The organism is Streptomyces sp. NPDC001530, assembly GCF_042894545.1.
Lineage (GTDB): Bacteria > Actinomycetota > Actinomycetes > Streptomycetales > Streptomycetaceae > Streptomyces.
In genome coordinates, this window is record NZ_JBIAVS010000008.1 from 287,731 (window position 1) to 304,372 (window position 16,642).

A 16,642-nucleotide genomic window follows, 5' to 3' on the forward strand; every position below is an offset into this window, starting at 1 on the left:
GGGCAACCCGCCCACGGACCAAGGGAGTTCCATGCCGACGATCGACATCCTCCTGCCCGGCTTCGCCATCGACACGGACCAGGGCTATCCCGCCTTCTGCGGGGTGTTCCTGGTCCGCGGCCCGGACGCCTCCGGACGGGACCGCAACATCCTCGTCGACGCCGCCCACGTCGGCCGCCGTCCCTTCCTGTGGAACGCGCTCGCCGCACACGGCCTCGACGCCGAGGACATCGACACCGTCGTCCTCACCCACGCCCACTGGGACCACGTCCAGAACATCGACCTGTTCCCGCAGGCCACCCTCCTCCTCCACCCCGACGAGCGCCGGTACGCGCACACCCCGCACGCCAACGACTGGGCCACGCCCGCCTGGACGGGGCTGCTCCTCGAACAACTCCCCGTCCGCGAGGTCACGGACGGGGAGGAGATCATCCCGGGGGTGGACGTCATCGGCCTGCCCGGCCACTCGCCCGGCAGCATCGGAGTGGTCGTGCAGACCGAGCTGGGGCGCGCCACCATCACCGGCGACGCCCTGCACTTCGCGTACGTCGCCCGCACCAAACGCAACCCCCTGGTCTTCTGGGACGCCGACCAGGCCGCCCGCAGCATCGAGCGGGTCCTGACCGTGTCCGACGTGGTCTACCCGGGCCACGACCGGCCGTTCCGGCTCACGTCGGACGCCGGCATCGACTACCTGGAGCCCTTCGCGCTCACCCTGACCGGACTGCGGCCCGACACCCGGGGACTCCGCTTCGCCGACGCCTCGTCACGCCCGCTGTGGGTCATGCCGGGCGTCCAGGAGCAGCGCAGGCTGTACGAGAAGAACGCCGACGAGATCCGGCGGCGGATCAGCCGGGTGCCGCGGGTGGTGCGCCCAGCTCCGCGAGAAGCCGGGCCAGCGAAGGGTTGAGCCGGTCGAAGAACGTGTCGGGCGCCTGGCGCGGAAAGAAGTGACCACCGGGGACGGTCGTCATGCGGAAGCTGTGCACGTACCGTCCCCAGGCCCGCACCGCGTCCGGGGGGACGAGCGGGTCGTCGACGCCGGCGAAGACCTCGACGCGGACCGCCAGCCGGGCCCGTTCGTCGTCCGGGTCCGGCAGCCCCGCCCGGTGGTGGGTCGCGCAGATCCGCAGGTCGTCGCGGAGGATGGGCAGCAGCACCCGCAGCCAGTCGTCCCGTCCGAGGAACTGCGGACTCAGACCGCCGAAGTCCACCAGCAGACGGGCCAGTTCGTGGTCGTCGTACCGGTCGGGCGGCGGCAGCGTCGGCGATACGTGTGGCGCCGCGTACGCCCCGAGGAAGAGGGCCTCGGGAGGGCGGCCGCCCTCGTGCAGCCGGGCCGCCGTCAGCGCGAAGGCCACCATCGCGCCCATGCTGTGGCCGTAGGCGGCCCAGGGCCCCTCGTCCAGCAGTGGCGCGAGATCACGCCCGAGGGCCTCGACGACCTCGCCCGCGTCCTGGAAGCGGGGCTCGCGGTAGCGTGCCTCGCGGCCCGGCAACTGCACCGGCAGGACGTCGACGTCGAACGGCAGGCGCCCGGGCCACGAGCTGAAGAACGAGGCGCCGCCGCCCGCGTGGTGGAAGCAGAACAGCCTGAGCCGGGCGTCCTCGCGGGGCGCCCGGCCGAGGCAGGACGCCGGAGCCGTGGTGGTCATGCAGGGGCTCCGGCGGACGTACGGGCGAGGCGGCGGCGTGCGCGCAGGACCCGGGCCCGGGCCGAGGCGGCCCGGCGTACGCCGCTTGCCGTGCCGGCCATGCGCAGCGCCTGCGACAGCAGCCACAGCCGGGTCTCGGCCGCCTGGTCGGGCCGGCCGCCGAGGGCGTCGTTCTCGACCAGGCGCAGGTGCGGCACGGTCCGCTCCAGCAACCGGACGTCGGACGGCGGCGCGACCTCGTCGTCGCGGCTCGCCGCGTACGCGACCGGGGTGCGCAGCCGGGTGAGCTGCTCCTCGTCCAGGCCCCAGTCGGCGAGGGCGGCCGGGAGCCGGTCCACCGGCGTCCGCATCACGTGGGACAGGGTCAGCGTCATCAGGCGGGGCAGCGGCGTGCGGTGCGCGGCGCGGGTGAAGAAGTCGCGCACCGGGGCCCCGGCGGTCGCCAGTCCCCGGACGCGGTCGTCCTCCAGCGCGTGCCGCAGGGCGAGATGCCCGCCGAAGCTCAGGCCCACGACACAGGTACGGGAGGCGTCGGCGGCACGGCCGAGCAGGTCGACGAGATACATGAGCATGCGCGTGCTGTCCGTTCCGTAGGTGAGGGTGTTCTCGCCGACGCCGGGCAGTTCCGTGACCACGACGGTCGCGCCGAGCCGGTCGGCTCCGGCGAGCACCGGGGCCCACTGCTCCTTCGTACTGGTGACGCCGCCCAGGACGAGGATGAGCGGGAGCCTGCTGCGCTGGGACAGCCCGGAGGCCCAGCAGGCGAAGCCCGCCCCGTCGAAGGGCAGATCGAGCCGGGAGATGCCACGGACGCGTTTGCGCCAGCGGTCGAAGGCCTCCACACCGGCGCTCTGTGCCGCCTGCCGGTCCGGCCCGTCGACGTACGGGAAGCGGGCCATCGTGTAGTAGCGGACCGCGTCCAGATCGCGGCCGCGTGCCTCGGCCGCCTTCGCGAGCGAGGACCACTCGTGGGTCCAGACGCCGGGGCCTTCGTCCTTGGCGGCCTCACTGAGGTTCCGCATCACCCGGTGGACGACATCCCCGGGGATGCCCTGGGCGTACGCCTGGGGAAGGGCGAACCTCCGCAACTCGGCTACGGGGATCATCGGGCCGTTCCTTTCTCTTCGGGGACACGTGCCTCTTCCGGGACACGCGCCGGGACACAGGACGTGCCGCCGGTCCTCGGCCCGTCCCCACCGCCGGTGACGAGGCGGGCGAGGCCGGCCCGCATCCGCCTGCCGAAGCCGGGGGACAGGACGAGGTCCAACTGGGTGTCGAGGAACAGGGCATGGAAGTGCAGGCAGGCCTCGGGTTCGGCGGATACGCGTGCGGGATCGACCTGGGGCGTGGTCACCGGCCCACCACCACCTCGTACATCTGCCGGAACGTCCTCGTCTCCAGCAGGTCGACCACCGGGATGGGCCGGCCGACGAGGTTCTCCACGACGGTCACCAGCCGCAGCAGCAGCACGGAGTCCCAGTCGGGGAAGTCGTCCAGGGGGCGGTCGAGGTCCTCGGCCCGGACCTGCAGGCCGAGTTCCTGCTCCAGGAGGGTGCGGAACTCTTCGGTGTCGGCGAGGGCAGTGGTCATGCGGAGTCTCCGTCGAACGGCCCGAACGCGGCCTGCAGCCGCAGATGGGCGGGGGCGGGGGTGATGTCGCCGAGGTCGTGCCGGAAGACGACGGCGTCGGGGTGGTCCGGATCGGTGCCGGTGACGGCGAAGCCGTGCTCGGCGTAGAAGGAGCCGAACGCGGAGTTGCGGGGCGTGGGCCGATAGCGGCCCGTCACGGCGGCCGCGCCGGTGTCCCGGGCGAACTCCAGCACCGCCGCCACGCAGGCGCTCTCGATGCCCCGGGAGAACACCCGGCAGCTGAGGACGAAGTTGTCGATGCGCAGCACCTCTCCGTCGCGCCGCAGGAACAGGGCGCCGACCAGGCCATGGTCGCCGAACCGGTCGCGCGCCCGCACCGCGATCACGTGCAGCCCCGGGCGCTCCATCCGCGCCGACACCTGCGGGACCTGCAGGCGTTCGGTGGCCAGGTGGAACTGGTTGGTGCGCAGCGTCAGCTGGGAGACCCGGGCGATCTCCGGCTCCCTGGGCGGCCGCAGGACGACCTCCAGCCCGAGTCCTTCGAGATAGTCCTGGTAGGAGCCGAAGTCCTCGCGGAATTCCTGCCGCAGGGCCTCGGTGCGGTAGCGGCCGGCCCGTTCCAGGTCGGCCTCGGTGAGCTCGAACAGGTCGAACCAGCCGTCGGCCAGCAGCGCCGAGGGGTGCAGGGCGGGCTCCTCGTCGACCCGGACGACGGCGACCTCGGGCAGCTGCTCGGCGACCAGCCCGCACTCGAAGAGGCTGTCGTCGACGAAGACGAAGCTGTCCAGGCCGAGCCCGAGCCGGTCGGCGATGTCGCGGAGATTGTCGTGCTTCGCCTTCCAGTTGGCGTTGACGCGGACGAAGTCGTCCTCGCGCAGCACCATGGCCGGATGGGTGCGCAGCGTCTCGCGCACCGCGTCGGTGTCGTTCTTGCTGCTCACCGCCAGCAGCACGCCCTGCGCGCCGAGTTGCCCGAGCACCCGCTGGAACTCCTGGAAGGCCTCGCCCCGCAGCCCGGAGCCGAGTTCGACGCCGCCGGGCCCGTCCTCGCCGAGCACCCCTCCCCACAGCGTGCCGTCCAGGTCCAGCACCAGACACTTGCGCGTGCGGCCCAGGCGCGCGCGGACGACGTGGGAGGCCTCCCGGGCGTAGGCGGCGAGCAGCGCGTCGGACAGCCGGGCGCGGGCGTACTGCGCGGTGCGTGGATCGCACGCGGGAACGCCCTCGGCCACCAGCGGATCGAGGTCCACGGTGACCACCCCGGGGTGCTGCTCGGCGAGGGACAGCAGCCCGCGGTTGAAGTCTCGCCACACCGCGCCGAGCCGGGCGCGGGAGCGCAGGTCGACCAGCTGGTGGGTGTGACGGCGGTGCAGCGGGACGGTGTTGAGGACGAGCAGGCCACGCCCGGCCTCTTGGTGGGTGCGCACGGCGCCGGCGACGAGCGCAAGCCGGGCCCGTGCCGCGGCCTCGACGTCCTCGACCCGCCAGGGCACGGTGACGTCGTCGAAGACCGTGTGCGCGTCGAGCAGACACAGCGTGAGCTGCGGCTGCTCCTCGCCGGCCGTCGCGGGCCGCATCAGGTCCTGCAGATAAGAACCGTACGGTGCGACCTTCGCCTCCAACAGCATCCCGTGCCGGGCCAGTTCGGCGGTGAGGGGGGCCACCAGCGGGGCCACCGTGGAGTGGCCCGTGACGGCGACCGTGACCACCGGCACGTCGGCGTGGCGGCACACCTCCTTCGGGTCGAGCCGAGCCAGCAAGTGGCCCGCGGCCGGCAGGTCGGTCGCGGGCATGCGTGCCAGCAGGGCCCGTACCCGTCCGTACTCCGTGGCGAGCGTGCCCGCCCGGTGCAGGGCGCGCAGGGTGCCGAGAGCCTGGGGGTCGTGCCAGGTGCCGGACGCGCCGAAGGTGCGGTTCTCGGTCTCGGTCATGAACGCTCCAGGGCGATACCCGACTTGATCCACTTGCTGGACTCGATGGCGACCGCGACCGCTCGCCCGGGGCCGTCCCACTGCCGCAGCAGCTCGGCGAGCTGGAGGAACGGCAGGGCGTTGCCGTTGTTGCCCACGGTGCGCACCACGTTGATGCGGTGGGCGTCCGGTGCGGGCATGCCCGCGGAGATGCGGTCGCTCATCCGGCCGGAGAGCTGCGGGGGCAGCAGGAAGTTCACTGTGTCGGCGCCCCAGCCGAGGTCGTCCAAGAGCTCCCAGAACATCTGCCCGGCCATGACCGGCACCGCCTCCTCGATCGCCTTGTAGTCCTCGAAGACCGCCGTGCGGTCGCTGTGCCGGTCGCCGAGTCCGAACCAGTCGATGACCTGGCCGGGTTCCCGGCCCAGGCCCACCAGCCGGTTGAGCACCTGTCGGATCTCGATGCCCTGGCCCATGGCCTCGGTGCTGAGCACGGCCGCGCCGGCCCCGTCGCCGAAGAGCACGTAGTTGACCAGTTCGGCGGAGGTACGGCTGCCCGGGTCGAAGTCGGTCTCCAGATGCTTGGCGCACACGTCGCCGCCGATCACCAGCACCGTGGTGCAGCGCCCGGCCAGCAGCAGGGTGCGGGCCACGTCCAGGGCCTGTACGGCACCGGCGCAGCCGGACTGGAGCTGGTAGGTGGGGACGTTGTCGACGCCGAGCCGGTCCGCGACCAGGTTCACCGTGGCGGGCATCAGATGGTCCGGGGTGGCGGTACCCATGACGACGCAGTCGATGTCGCCCGCCTCCAGGCCCGCCTCCGCCAGCGCCCGGTCGGCGGCGGTCGTCGCGATGTCGGCCAGGCTGTGCCGTACCTGGCCGGTCGCCAGGTCGACGGCGAAGTACCGGCTGGTGTTGCCGATGAACATCTCGGCCCATGTCTCGTCGACGCCGACGATTTTGGCCAGGGTCGCGTTGTCCACCGGGTCCCCGGGCAGGCAGGTGCCGACCGAGGCCAGGTACGCGGTGGGAGGGGCCATCAGCGGGTTCCTTCCGAAGGCACGGGTACGGGGGTGGCGGAGCCGTCGGCGAGTTGGCCGCGCAGGTACCCGACGAGGTCGGCCACGGTGCGCAGGCTGGCGAGCAGTTCCTCGATCGGCAGCGACCCGAGCTGCGGCAGCGCGTCCTCGATCCGGGTCTTGAGCTCCATGACCTGGATCGAGTCGAAGCCCAGGTCCTCGTGGAGCCGGTGGTGGTCGTGCACGTGCTGGGGATCGTGCCCGCCGACCCGGCACACCAGACGGCGTGTCAGGGCGGGGAGGGAGTCGGGCCGGTTCCCCGCCGGGGCCGGCGGGCACGCTTCCCCGCGGTCCGCGCCACTCGGTACCGCGGTGGTGTCCGCGCCCGGGGGGACGGACGGCGCGGACGGTTCAGGAAGCCTCGCGGGGGCGCCGGAGCGCCAGGACCGGAACGAGGCGTCGAACAGATGGGGCGGCAGCCGACGCGGCACCCGGTCCGCCTCGTCGTACAGCAGCTCCCAGTCCGGCGTGAGACCGGCGCACCACAGCTCCCCGAACAGCTGCTGGGGGCGGTGGCCGGGAGCGTGCCCTCCGGGGTGCGCGCTGTGCAGGCTCACGGAGTGGTCCCCGTCCGCCCGCAGTTGCGACAGCAGCGGGGTGAGCACCGCGCGCGGGCCGATCTCCACCACGTGGGTGACGCCGCCGGCGAGGAGCGCGCCCGCGGCCTCGGCGAACCGGACCGGTTCGGTGATCTGGCGCGCCCAGTAGCCGGCGTCCATGGTCTCCTCGCCGCTCATCTCACGGCCGTACACCGTCGAGAAGACCGGGAGGACCGGCCGCCGGTCGGACACGTCCGCACACTCCCGGCGGAACTCCTCGACCACGGGCCGCATCAGCGGCGAGTGGAAGGCATGGGAGACGGTGAGCCGCCGGACGGACACCCTGCGCTCGGCCAACTCCTTCTCCACCGCGGCCAGTTCGCCGAGATCCCCGGCGATCACCGTGCTGCGCGGGCCGTTGACCGCGGCCACGCCAAGCCGCTCCCGCCCCACCAGCAGCGGTTCCACCTCCGTGGCGCCCAGGCTCACCGAGAGCATCCCGCCGTCCTCGGGCAGCTTCTCCATCAGCGCCCCGCGCCGGGCGACCAGCCGCGCCGCGTCCGCCACGTCCAGGGCCCCGGCCGCGCATGCGGCGGCGAACTCGCCGATGCTGTGACCGATCACGTACGACGGCCTGATCCCGGCGTCGGTCAGGGTGGCGGCCATCGCGTACCCGACGGCGAACAGCGCGGGCTGGGCCAGCCGCGCGCGGTGGGCCTCCGCGTCGCCGTCGAGGATCAGGTCGCGCACGGACACCCCGGTGTGCGGGGCGAGCAGCTTGTCGATCTCGTCCAGGTGGCGTGCGTAGGCGGGGCACGACCGGTACCAGGACGCGGTCATACGGGGGTGCTGTGCGCCCTGCCCCGTGAAGGCGAACGCCACGGACGGCACCCCGCGCCGCCCGCCGTCCACCCGCGCGCTCTCCTCGGCGTGCTCCGCGGCCGTGCGTAACCCGGCGACCAGCGTGGGCAGATCGGCCGCGGCCACGGCCGCCCGGTGCGGCAGCCGGGACTTGACGCGGTTGCTGGTCCAGCACAGCTGCGCCAGCTGGTTCTCGGGACGCCGGGCCAGGGCGTCGGCCTGCGCCAGCAGATTCGCGCGCAGCCGCTCCGGGGTGCGGGCGGAGACGGTGAAGACGCCCGGTGCCGTGTGCCGGCTGCGGTGGACCACGCGGGGCGCGGAGGCCAGCACCGCGTGCGCGTTGCTGCCGCCCATGCCGAAACTGCTCACCGCGGCGTGCACGGTGCCGGACGGCAGCTTGAGCGGCGACCTCAGCAGAGACAGCCGACGCCCGGGCAGGTCCAGCTTCGGGTTCTCGTCGTCGGCGAACCGGCTCGGCGGCACCGTGCGATGGTGCAGAGCGAGGACGGCCTTGATGAGCCCGGCGATCCCGGCCGCGCCCTCCGCGTGCCCGAAGTTGCTCTTGACCGAGCCCAGCGCGACGCTGCCGCCGCTGCGGCCACAGGTCAGCTCGCCCAGCGCCTGAGCCTCGATGAAGTCGCCGAGCAGCGTCCCGGTGCCGTGTGCCTCCACGAAGTTGATGTCGTCGGCGGTGACGCCGGCCCGCCGCCACACGGACTCGATCAGCTGCTGCTGCGCCCAGCGGTTGGGCGCCGTGATGCCGTTGCTGCGCCCGTCCTGGTTGATCCCGGTCTCCTTCAGCACGGCGTACACCGGCTGACGGTCCGCCAGAGCGTCGCTCAGCCTGCGCAGCACCAGTACCGCCACGCCCTCGGCCCGTCCGATCCCGTCGGCCGAGGCGCTGAACGGCTTGCAGCGGCCGTCCGGCGCCGAGAGACCTGCCTGCGCGTAGAAGATGTTGATGACCGGCGTCATGATCAGGTTGGTGCCGGCCGCGAGGGCGTGGTCGCACTCTCCTGCGCGCAGCGCGTTCACCGCCAGGTGGACGGCGACGAGCGAGGAGGAGCAGGCAGTGTCCACCGCCAGGCTGGGGCCCTTGAGGTCGAGGTGGTACGAGACACGGTTCGCGCCCATGAAGTAACCGTTGCCGGAGCCGTAGCGGGCGGTGATCCGGTCGTAGTCGGCGAGTTGCAGGTACGCCCACTCGTTGGCCATCACGCCGACGAACACGCCGGTCTCGGTACCGGCCAGGTCCTGCGGGGCGAGCGCGGCGTCCTCGATGGCCCGCCACGAGCACTGCAGCAGCAGCCGTTGCTGTGGGTCCATGGCGGCGGCCTCGCGCGGGGCGATCCCGAAGAAGCCGGGATCGAAAGCGTCGGGGTCGGCGATGAAGCCGCCGCGCACCGTGTTGCTGCGGCCCGGCGGCCGGGCCTCGTGGGCGCTTGCCGGGGAGGCCGGCACTTCGGCGTGGTAGCGGTCGGCGTCCCAGCGCTGTTCGGGCACGCGGTCCGTGCCGTCGCGTCCGTCCATGAGAAGCGACCAGTACTCCTGGGCGTCGCGGGCGCCGGGGAAGCGGCAGTCGAGGCCGACGACCGCGATGGGTTCACGCTCGGTCATGAGGGGTCCCTGTCGTGCTTCGCCTGGTCGGCCAGGCGTTCGGCGAGGTGACCGGTGAGCGCGTTCACGGTCGGGAAGTCGTAGGCGATGGTGGGGGCGACCGCGAGCCGGTAGCGCTCCTCGATCTCGCCGCAGATGCTGATCGCCGCGACCGAGTCGATGCCGTAGTCGGCGAGCGGGGTGTCGGGGTCGATCTCGTCGGGCGTCTTGTGCAGGTGGAAGGCCACCCGTTCGGTCAGCCACAGGTCGAGGTCGGGAGCCTTCCCGTGCGGCAAGGGACGGTCCAGGGGTTGGGGGGCCGGCGCGGTACGCGTTTCGGGAGCGATGCTCATGGCGTACTTCTCTCTCGGGATCTCGGACTCGGATCTCAGCGGCGGGGCGACAGGGCGGCGGTTTGCTCGGGTGTCGCGGCCGTTGCGGGAAGCAGGGCGGCGACCGCGGGTTGCAGGCGCTGGTGCAGCACGGGCAGGCCGCCGTCGAGGAAGTGCCGCCGCATGAGCGTGCGCTGCGTCTTGCCGCTGGTGGTCTTGCGGATCGCCCCGGGCCGTACCAGCACCACGCTCACTGCGGGCAGTTGGAACTGACGGCTGAGCAGCGCCTGCACGGAGGCGGCGAGGCGGGCCAGGGCCTCCTCGTCGCTGGTCGCCCGGGCCCTGAGCTCCTGCACCACGACCACGTGGGCGCGGTCGTTCGCCTCGTCGGTGACGCTGAACACCGCGCCGCCGCCGCGCCGGAACGCGTCCCCGGACTCCTGGACGGCCTGCTCGATGTCCTGCGGGTAGAGGTTGCGGCCGTGCTGGATGAGCATCTCTTTGATCCGCCCGGTGACATAGAGCTCCTCGTCGAGCAGCGCCCCGAGATCGCCGGTGCGGAAGTATCCGGCCCGGCCGTCCGCCGTCACTGCCTGGAACGTCTCGGCGGTGAGCTCACGCCGGTTGTAGTAGCCGGCGGCCACCGACGGTCCGCGCAGCCAGATCTCGCCGACCTGCCCGCCGGGCAGCACTCGCTGGGTCATCGGGTCCACGATCAGGACCTCGGTGTCCTTCGGGCGGCCGCAGCCGACCAGGGTGCGGCTCGGGCGGCCGGTGCGGGCGGGCCGCAGCTCGTCCTGTTCCAGGGTCTGGGCGTCGACGGTGAGTTCCAGGTGCGGCGACTCGGTGTCGCCGCTGGAGACCAGCAGCGTGTTCTCGGCCAGGCCGTAGCAGGGCAGCACGGCCTCGGGGCGCAGTCCGTTGCCGGCGAAGCGGCGGACGAAGGCGCGCAGGGTGTCGGCGCGCACCGGCTCGGCCCCATTCAGCGCCACCCGCAGGCTGGACAGGTCCAGCCCCGCCGACTGCTCCTCGGAGACGCGCCGGACGCACAGCTCATAGCCGAAGTTGGGCGAGGCGGTGCCCTCCACCCGGTAGTCGTGGATCATGCGCAGCCAGCGGCCCGGCTGTTTGATGAACGCGATCGGTGACATCTGCACACTGGTGCCGCCCACCCACAGCGGCTGCAGCGTCATGCCGATGAGCCCCATGTCGTGGTAGAGCGGCAGCCAGCTGCCCGCCACGACACCCTCCGGCGTCTTCATGGCGGAACGGATGGCCTCCTGGTTGGCGGCGAGGTTGGCGTGCGTGACCATCACGCCCTTGGGCTCGCTGGTGGAGCCGGAGCTGTACTGGAGGAAGGCCACGTCGGTGCCGCGCACCCGGGGCGGGGTCCACAGGTCGGCACCGGCCCCGTCGTCCTCGTCCGCCCCGGTCGACAGGCACGCCACGTCCTGGTCCCCCGAGGCGACCAGCCAGGCGCCGATGGCCTGCCGGTACTGAGGGAGGGTCAGGACCGCTCCCACCTGGGCGTCCCGCAGGATGCCGCTGACCCGGGCCAGCCGTTCGCCGGGCTCGTCGGGCAGCGGGGCCGGAATGGCCGTACGGCCCGCGTAGAAGCAGCCCAGGAAGGCCGTGACGAAGTCCAGGGTCGGCGGGTAGAGCAGCAGGACCGGGCGAGAAGGGTCGCCCTTGGACGCATGGCGCAGCTGGGCGGCCACGACGCGGGCCCGCCGGTCCAATTCCGCGTAACTGAGCTCCTCGGGCCGCATCCCAAGGCCGTCCTCGTGCAGGTACACGAAGGCGGCACGGTCGGGATGGCGGTCCACGCCGGCTCGTACGGCGTCCGTCAATGTTCGGGGATCAGGCTGGGGCGGCACGGGCTGTCCTTTCCGCGGTCGGTGACCGGCGCGGCATGGAACCTTCGGGAGGCACCGAGTGCCACCCGGTGTCCTCAGCCTTGAGGTGCCGTGAAAAGGAGACGTAAAGCGAAAATTGGTGCGCACGTCACGGGTTCGGGGTTCTCCGGACGGTCATCGCCCGAGCGGATACAACGGTGGGTGCACGGAGTGGCACAGTCAGTGCTGGCACGCAGTGTCTGCCGAAGCGACGAAGGAGGCCGTGATGGTGGATTCGGGCGCGGCATTCGAGGGGGATTCGGTCCCCGGGGGGTTCTTGCCTGCTGGGGGGCCGCTTCCCGGGGGTTCCCTACCGGACGGGAGACCGCTCCCTGTTGGCCCTTTGCCCGCGGTGGGCTGGCGCGCGGTCCATGAGGCCGTGCTGCGGCACGGCTACGCGGTCTGCCACGGCCGGCTGGACGACTGGGGAGGGGGAGGGGAGACGGTGTCGGCCGTGCGTGAGGTGCTCGGCCCGGACTGGCCCCGCTACCGCACGGCACGCGAACCCCTCGTACGGGCAAGGCTGTTGGGCTCCCGACTGCTGCTGCGCCAAGCGGTGGCCGTCGTGGCGGGCACCGTACCGGGCCGGGTGGTCGTGGGCCGCGACGGCCACGGGCGGCCGGTCCTGCACCGGCCCGCCGGACTGGACGTGGGCATCAGCCACACGGCCGGGATGCTGGTGGTCGGGGTCGCCCGCGGCCGCCGGATCGGAGTGGACGTCGAGGCGTCGGACCGCCCCCTGCTGGCACCCGGACTCGCCGAGAAGTTCTGCCACCCGGAAGAACTGGCGGAACTGTGCGGGCTGCCGCAGGCCGAGCGGAACCTGAGGCTGGTACGCCTGTGGACGCTGAAGGAGGCCTACACGAAGGCACTCGGCGTAGGCCTGGCGCACGACTTCTCCCGCCTGCGTCCCCGGCCCGAACCGCGGGACGGCGGCTGGCGGTTGGACCGAACGGCACGAGGCTGGCACCTGCGCTGCGAACAGGTCGCGGGCCGCTTTGTGGTCGCCAGCGCGCTGGGCCCGGAGGGCGGGTAGGCCGACAGCGCGCCTCACCGCAGGACGGTCTCTCGGCAACGGTCCGGGATCGTAAGGACGGTGGCTGGCTGTCAGGGCGCCCGGTCCGCACGGCGGTTGTCCGGCGGCGCGCCGGACCCGGAGCGACGGAAGCTCGCCAATGCGCCGGGCTCGCACGGCCGTTGCCCGCAGTGTGCCGGGACCGGAGGGCCTCTGGCGACTCGTGAAGTGCGCCCAGCGGGGAGCGGGCAATCGAGTCAACGATGTTTCGATACACCGTTGACTCGATTGACCGCCGGGTCTAGCGTCAACAGGACACGGCAGTAGAACGGCACTCGGCTCACGCACCCCCTCTTCCTTCCGAGGAGCGGAATCCGTGACATCTCAGCCCCGCCTCAAGCTCGCCGAGCACACCCCGCAGACCGCGCACCCGCACCGGTGGCGCGTCCTCGCGGTCCTGCTGGTGAGCCTCCTCCTCGTCGTCCTGGACACGTCGATCCTGAACGTGGCCCTGAAGACACTCGCCGAGCCGGCACCCGTCGGCCTCGGGGCCACGCAGAGCGAGCTGCAGTGGTCGATCGACTCCTACACCCTCGTCTTCGCCGCCCTGCTCTTCACCACCGGCGTCCTCGCCGACCGCTGCGGCCGCAAACGCACACTGCTGGCCGGACTCGTCGTCTTCGGCGGCTGTTCCCTGTGGTCCGCCTACGCCCACAGCGCCGATGAACTGATCGTCGCCCGGGCCGGGTTGGGTGTCGGCGGCGCCCTCGTCCTGCCCGCCACCCTCGCGATCATCATGGCCGTCTTCCCGCCCGCCGAACGCGCCAAGGCCATCGGCGTCTGGGCGGGCGCCGCCGGACTTGCGGTCGCGCTGGGGCCCATCACCGGCGGTGCCTTGCTCGAACGGTTCTGGTGGGGCTCGGTGTTCCTGATCAACCTGCCCATCGTCGTGATCGGCGCCGTCGCCGCCCTGTTCGTCGTGCCCGAGTCCCGCGACCCCGAGCGCACCGGCTTCGACCCGCTCGGCGTCGCCCTCTCCATCGCGGGCCTGACCGTCCTCGTGTACGGAGTGATCAAGGGCGGCGAGTCGGACGACTGGGCGGACGCCACGGTCTGGGGACCGATGCTCGGCGGCCTCGCCGTCCTGGCCCTCTTCACCCTCTGGGAGCGCCGCAGCGCGCGCCCCGCGCTGGACCTCGCCCTCTTCCTGAACCGCCGCTTCTCCGCCGCCGTGACGGTGATCGGCCTGGTCTTCTTCGCCCTGCTCGGTGCCACCTTCTTCCTGGTCTTCTACCTGCAGAGCGTGCGGGGTTGGACCCCGCTGGAGGCCGGCTGCCTGCTGCTGCCCCTGGCCGTGGCCCAGGTGGCGTTCTCGCCGCCGGCCACGCTCGCCGCGAAGCGCATAGGAGTGCGGCCGGTGTGCGCCGGCGGCATGCTGCTCACCTCGCTCGCGTTCCTCGCCGTGGCCACCATCGACGAACACACCGAGGTCTGGGTCATCGAGTCCGTCCTCTTCGTCATGGGCATCGGCATCGCCTGCGTCATGCCCCCCGCGACATCCGCCGCGATGTCCGCCGTAGCCCAGGACCGCGCCGGCACCGGGGCGGCGGTCAACACCACCTTCCGGCAGGTGGGCGGCGCCCTCGGCGTCGCGGTCCTCGGCTCGGTGCTCTCCGTTGCCTACCGCTCCCGGATCGAGGAGCACCTGACGCCGCTGCCCGCCCCGGTCCGCGACACGGCGCAGGAGTCCGTCGCCGCCACCCTCAGCGTCGCGGAGAAGCTGGGGGCGCCCGGCTCCGCGCTCGCGGCCCGCGCCGTCGACGCGTTCGTGTCTGCCATGCACCTCACGGCCCTCGTCGCCGCCGGCGTTACGTTCCTCGGCGCCCTCGTCTGCCTGGTGCTCCTGCCTTCCCGTACGGCCGTCGAGACACCCGGCGTCGAAGAGCCGACCGCCAACAAAGAGGTCCACACCACGGAGGTCTGAACCGTATGCCGCCACACGTCGACCGTCCGGCGGCCGTCCCGGGACACACTCCCCGGGGCGGCCGCCAGCGCGACCCCGCCGCCGACCGGGCGATCCTGGACAGCACGCTCGGCCTGCTCAGCGAGGGACGCAGCTTCGGCGACCTGTCCATGGACCTGGTCGCCCAGCGTGCCGGCGTCGCCCGGGCGACCATCTACCGCCGCTGGCGCAACAAGGAGGAGCTGGTGCTCGCCGCGCTGAGCACCCTCGACCTCCCCGTGCCGCCGTTGGACGGACTCGGCCTGCGGGACCAGCTGGTGGCTCTCGTGGACCAACTGCGCCACCGCGGCCAGGACACCAACCTGCACCGGCTGATCGGCAGCCTGCTCGGGGAGGCGGTGCGCCGCCCGCAGCTGGTGGAGCGGTTCGAGGACACCGTCGTCGCCGCACGGCGCGAAGCCATGCTGCGGGCGCTGCGGGACGGCGTCGCGAGCGGTGAGCTGCGCGCCGACCTCGACCTGGACGACGCGGTCGAACTGCTCACCGGGCCGATGGCCGCCCGGCTGATTCTTCGTCAACGCCCCGTGGAATCCGTGGCGTTCGCCGAGTTGATCGTCGACACGTTCCTGAACGGAACCCGCACCACCCGCGCCGGGACACTCCCCGGCGCGGCACCGGAGCACCTCCCACCACCACAGGAGCCGCTGCCATGAAGTTCCTCTTCGACGACCCCGCCTTCGACTACCAGGCGCTGCGCACCGCCGGTTACGCCGATTACGGCGGTGCGCAGCTCGGCGAGGTCGTCGCGGTCGCCGCACACATCCCCGACGGCGACACCGAAGCCTGGCGGCGCGCGTGGGCCACTCTCGCCGAACGCGTCCACCGGCTGGGCACCGCAGCCCGCGACGAGGGCCGCACCGTCGACGCCCGCTCCGCCCTGCTGCGGGCGCACAACTACTACCGGACCGCCGAGTTCTTCCAGCGCGAACAACAACGGGACCCGGAGGCCCTGCGACTGATGCGGCTGTCCCGGGAGACTTTCGCCGACGCGGCCGAACTCTTGGACCGGCCACCGGAGTTCGTCCGCATCCCCTACGAGGACACCTCGCTGCCTGCCTACTTCTACCGGGCGGACGACTCGGACGAGCCCAGGCCGACCATCATCCACCACGGCGGCCTCGACTCCACCGTCGAGGAGGGCTACTTCTTCGTGGCGGCGGCGGCCCTCGCCCACGGCTACCACTGTCTGTGCTTCGAGGGGCCCGGACAGGGCTCGGTCCTGCGCGAGCAGGGGCTGGTCTTCCGCCCCGACTGGGAGAAGGTGGTCACGCCGGTCGTGGACCACGCGCTGTCCCTGCCCGGCGTGGACCCCGACCGTCTGACGCTGATGGGCACCAGTCTCGGCGGTCTGCTCGCGGTGCGGGCAGCGGCGTTCGAGCACCGGCTGGCCGGCTGCGTCGCCCATGACGCGGTCTGGCAGCTGGGCGACATCGTGGGGTTGCCGCCGTTCGTGCTGGACTGGGTCGAGCAGGGATGCGACGACTTCGCCGACCCGGTGATGTGGGGGATCGCCGCCCAGCAGACGTTCACCCGCTGGCTGCTGCGGCAGACGCTGTGGACCTTCGGGGCCGACACCCCGTCCCAACTGCTGCGCAGGCTGCCCGCGTTCGGTCTGGCGGAGGTGATCGGCCAGGTACGCAGCCCCGTGCTCGTCCTCGACGCGGAGGAGGACTTGTTCTTCGCCGGTCTGGAGCACGCGAAGAAGGTGTACACGGGGCTCAACTCGCCCAAGACGTTACATGTGTTCACGGCCGACGAGGGCGGTGGGGCGCACTGCCACTCGGGCGCGATGCGGCTGTTCCACGACCGGCTCTTCTCGTGGCTGCTGGAGACACTCGGGGCGGACCGGCCGGCGGCGGCCTGACCGGGGGCGGACCGGCTGGCGGCGGCCTGACCGGGGGCCGCCGGCCGGTCCGCCGGTCTGACCGGCGGCCGCCCCACTGGCGGCGCAGACGCGGCATGCTCTCGGCCCGGACAGCCCGGCCCGCTCACCGGCGGGCCGGGCTCTTGGCTGAATATCATTCGGCGGCCCGGTACGCGGCGGTAGATGTTTCTCCGGCCGTCCGTATCCGGGCCTTCGGATGTTCATTCTCCTTAATGGCTGTGTAACGGGACGGACTGGCAACGTGCAACGACCTCGCATAAGC

14 protein-coding genes are annotated in these 16,642 nt (G+C 72.4%); 5 read left to right on the forward strand and 9 right to left on the reverse strand.

The window, feature by feature from the left end; genetic code table 11:
- Positions 1-31 precede the first annotated feature (31 nt).
- Complete coding sequence (locus tag ACFY0T_RS18530) at positions 32-910, forward strand: MBL fold metallo-hydrolase (protein ID WP_388871126.1); 879 nt, start codon at positions 32-34, stop codon at positions 908-910.
- Here the strand turns inward: ACFY0T_RS18530 and ACFY0T_RS18535 are convergent.
- Genes ACFY0T_RS18535 through ACFY0T_RS18575 form a run of 9 tightly spaced genes read right to left on the reverse strand, consistent with a single transcriptional unit; the run spans position 849 to position 11,439 of the window.
- Positions 849-1,655, reverse strand: coding sequence for a thioesterase II family protein (locus tag ACFY0T_RS18535; RefSeq protein WP_388871129.1), 807 nt, complete (start codon positions 1,653-1,655; stop codon positions 849-851). The genes ACFY0T_RS18530 and ACFY0T_RS18535 overlap by 62 nt on opposite strands.
- Positions 1,652-2,761: an alpha/beta fold hydrolase gene (locus ACFY0T_RS18540; RefSeq protein ID WP_388871132.1), complete on the reverse strand. Its 1,110-nt coding sequence runs from the start codon at positions 2,759-2,761 to the stop codon at positions 1,652-1,654. Before ACFY0T_RS18540 ends, ACFY0T_RS18535 begins: the two co-directional genes overlap by 4 nt.
- Positions 2,758-3,009 (reverse strand): hypothetical protein, encoded by a 252-nt coding sequence (locus ACFY0T_RS18545; protein WP_388871135.1) that lies wholly within the window; start codon positions 3,007-3,009, stop codon positions 2,758-2,760. The genes ACFY0T_RS18540 and ACFY0T_RS18545 overlap by 4 nt, the downstream gene beginning before the upstream one ends.
- A complete protein-coding gene (locus ACFY0T_RS18550) occupies positions 3,006-3,245 on the reverse strand; it encodes a phosphopantetheine-binding protein (RefSeq protein ID WP_388871138.1) in 240 nt (79 codons plus the stop codon). The genes ACFY0T_RS18545 and ACFY0T_RS18550 overlap by 4 nt, the downstream gene beginning before the upstream one ends.
- Positions 3,242-5,176 (reverse strand): HAD-IIIC family phosphatase, encoded by a 1,935-nt coding sequence (locus ACFY0T_RS18555; protein ID WP_388871140.1) that lies wholly within the window; start codon positions 5,174-5,176, stop codon positions 3,242-3,244. The genes ACFY0T_RS18550 and ACFY0T_RS18555 overlap by 4 nt, the downstream gene beginning before the upstream one ends.
- Complete coding sequence (locus tag ACFY0T_RS18560) at positions 5,173-6,195, reverse strand: 3-oxoacyl-ACP synthase III family protein (RefSeq protein ID WP_388871143.1); 1,023 nt, start codon at positions 6,193-6,195, stop codon at positions 5,173-5,175. The genes ACFY0T_RS18555 and ACFY0T_RS18560 overlap by 4 nt, the downstream gene beginning before the upstream one ends.
- Positions 6,195-9,251 carry a type I polyketide synthase gene (locus tag ACFY0T_RS18565; protein WP_388871146.1) on the reverse strand — a complete coding sequence of 1,019 codons (3,057 nt, stop codon included), beginning with the start codon at positions 9,249-9,251 and terminating at the stop codon, positions 6,195-6,197. Before ACFY0T_RS18565 ends, ACFY0T_RS18560 begins: the two co-directional genes overlap by 1 nt.
- Entirely contained in the window at positions 9,248-9,583 is a 336-nt protein-coding gene (locus ACFY0T_RS18570; RefSeq protein WP_388871148.1) for an acyl carrier protein, read from the reverse strand. The genes ACFY0T_RS18565 and ACFY0T_RS18570 overlap by 4 nt, the downstream gene beginning before the upstream one ends.
- 35 nt (positions 9,584-9,618) lie before the next feature.
- Complete coding sequence (locus ACFY0T_RS18575) at positions 9,619-11,439, reverse strand: fatty acyl-AMP ligase (protein WP_388871151.1); 1,821 nt, start codon at positions 11,437-11,439, stop codon at positions 9,619-9,621.
- A 370-nt stretch (positions 11,440-11,809) separates the two neighbouring features.
- Between ACFY0T_RS18575 and ACFY0T_RS18580 the strand changes: the two genes are divergently transcribed.
- From ACFY0T_RS18580 to ACFY0T_RS18595, 4 genes are all read left to right on the forward strand, one after another.
- Entirely contained in the window at positions 11,810-12,493 is a 684-nt protein-coding gene (locus ACFY0T_RS18580) for a 4'-phosphopantetheinyl transferase family protein (RefSeq protein WP_388871153.1), read from the forward strand.
- Positions 12,494-12,848: 355 nt separating this feature from the next.
- Positions 12,849-14,456 (forward strand): DHA2 family efflux MFS transporter permease subunit, encoded by a 1,608-nt coding sequence (locus tag ACFY0T_RS18585; RefSeq protein ID WP_388871155.1) that lies wholly within the window; start codon positions 12,849-12,851, stop codon positions 14,454-14,456.
- Positions 14,457-14,461: 5 nt separating this feature from the next.
- Positions 14,462-15,148 (forward strand): TetR/AcrR family transcriptional regulator, encoded by a 687-nt coding sequence (locus ACFY0T_RS18590; RefSeq protein WP_388871159.1) that lies wholly within the window; start codon positions 14,462-14,464, stop codon positions 15,146-15,148.
- The gene (locus tag ACFY0T_RS18595; RefSeq protein ID WP_388871162.1) at positions 15,145-16,359 is read left to right on the forward strand and encodes an alpha/beta hydrolase family protein; all 1,215 of its coding nucleotides are present in this window, start codon (positions 15,145-15,147) and stop codon (positions 16,357-16,359) included. The genes ACFY0T_RS18590 and ACFY0T_RS18595 overlap by 4 nt, the downstream gene beginning before the upstream one ends.
- Positions 16,360-16,642 lie beyond the last annotated feature (283 nt).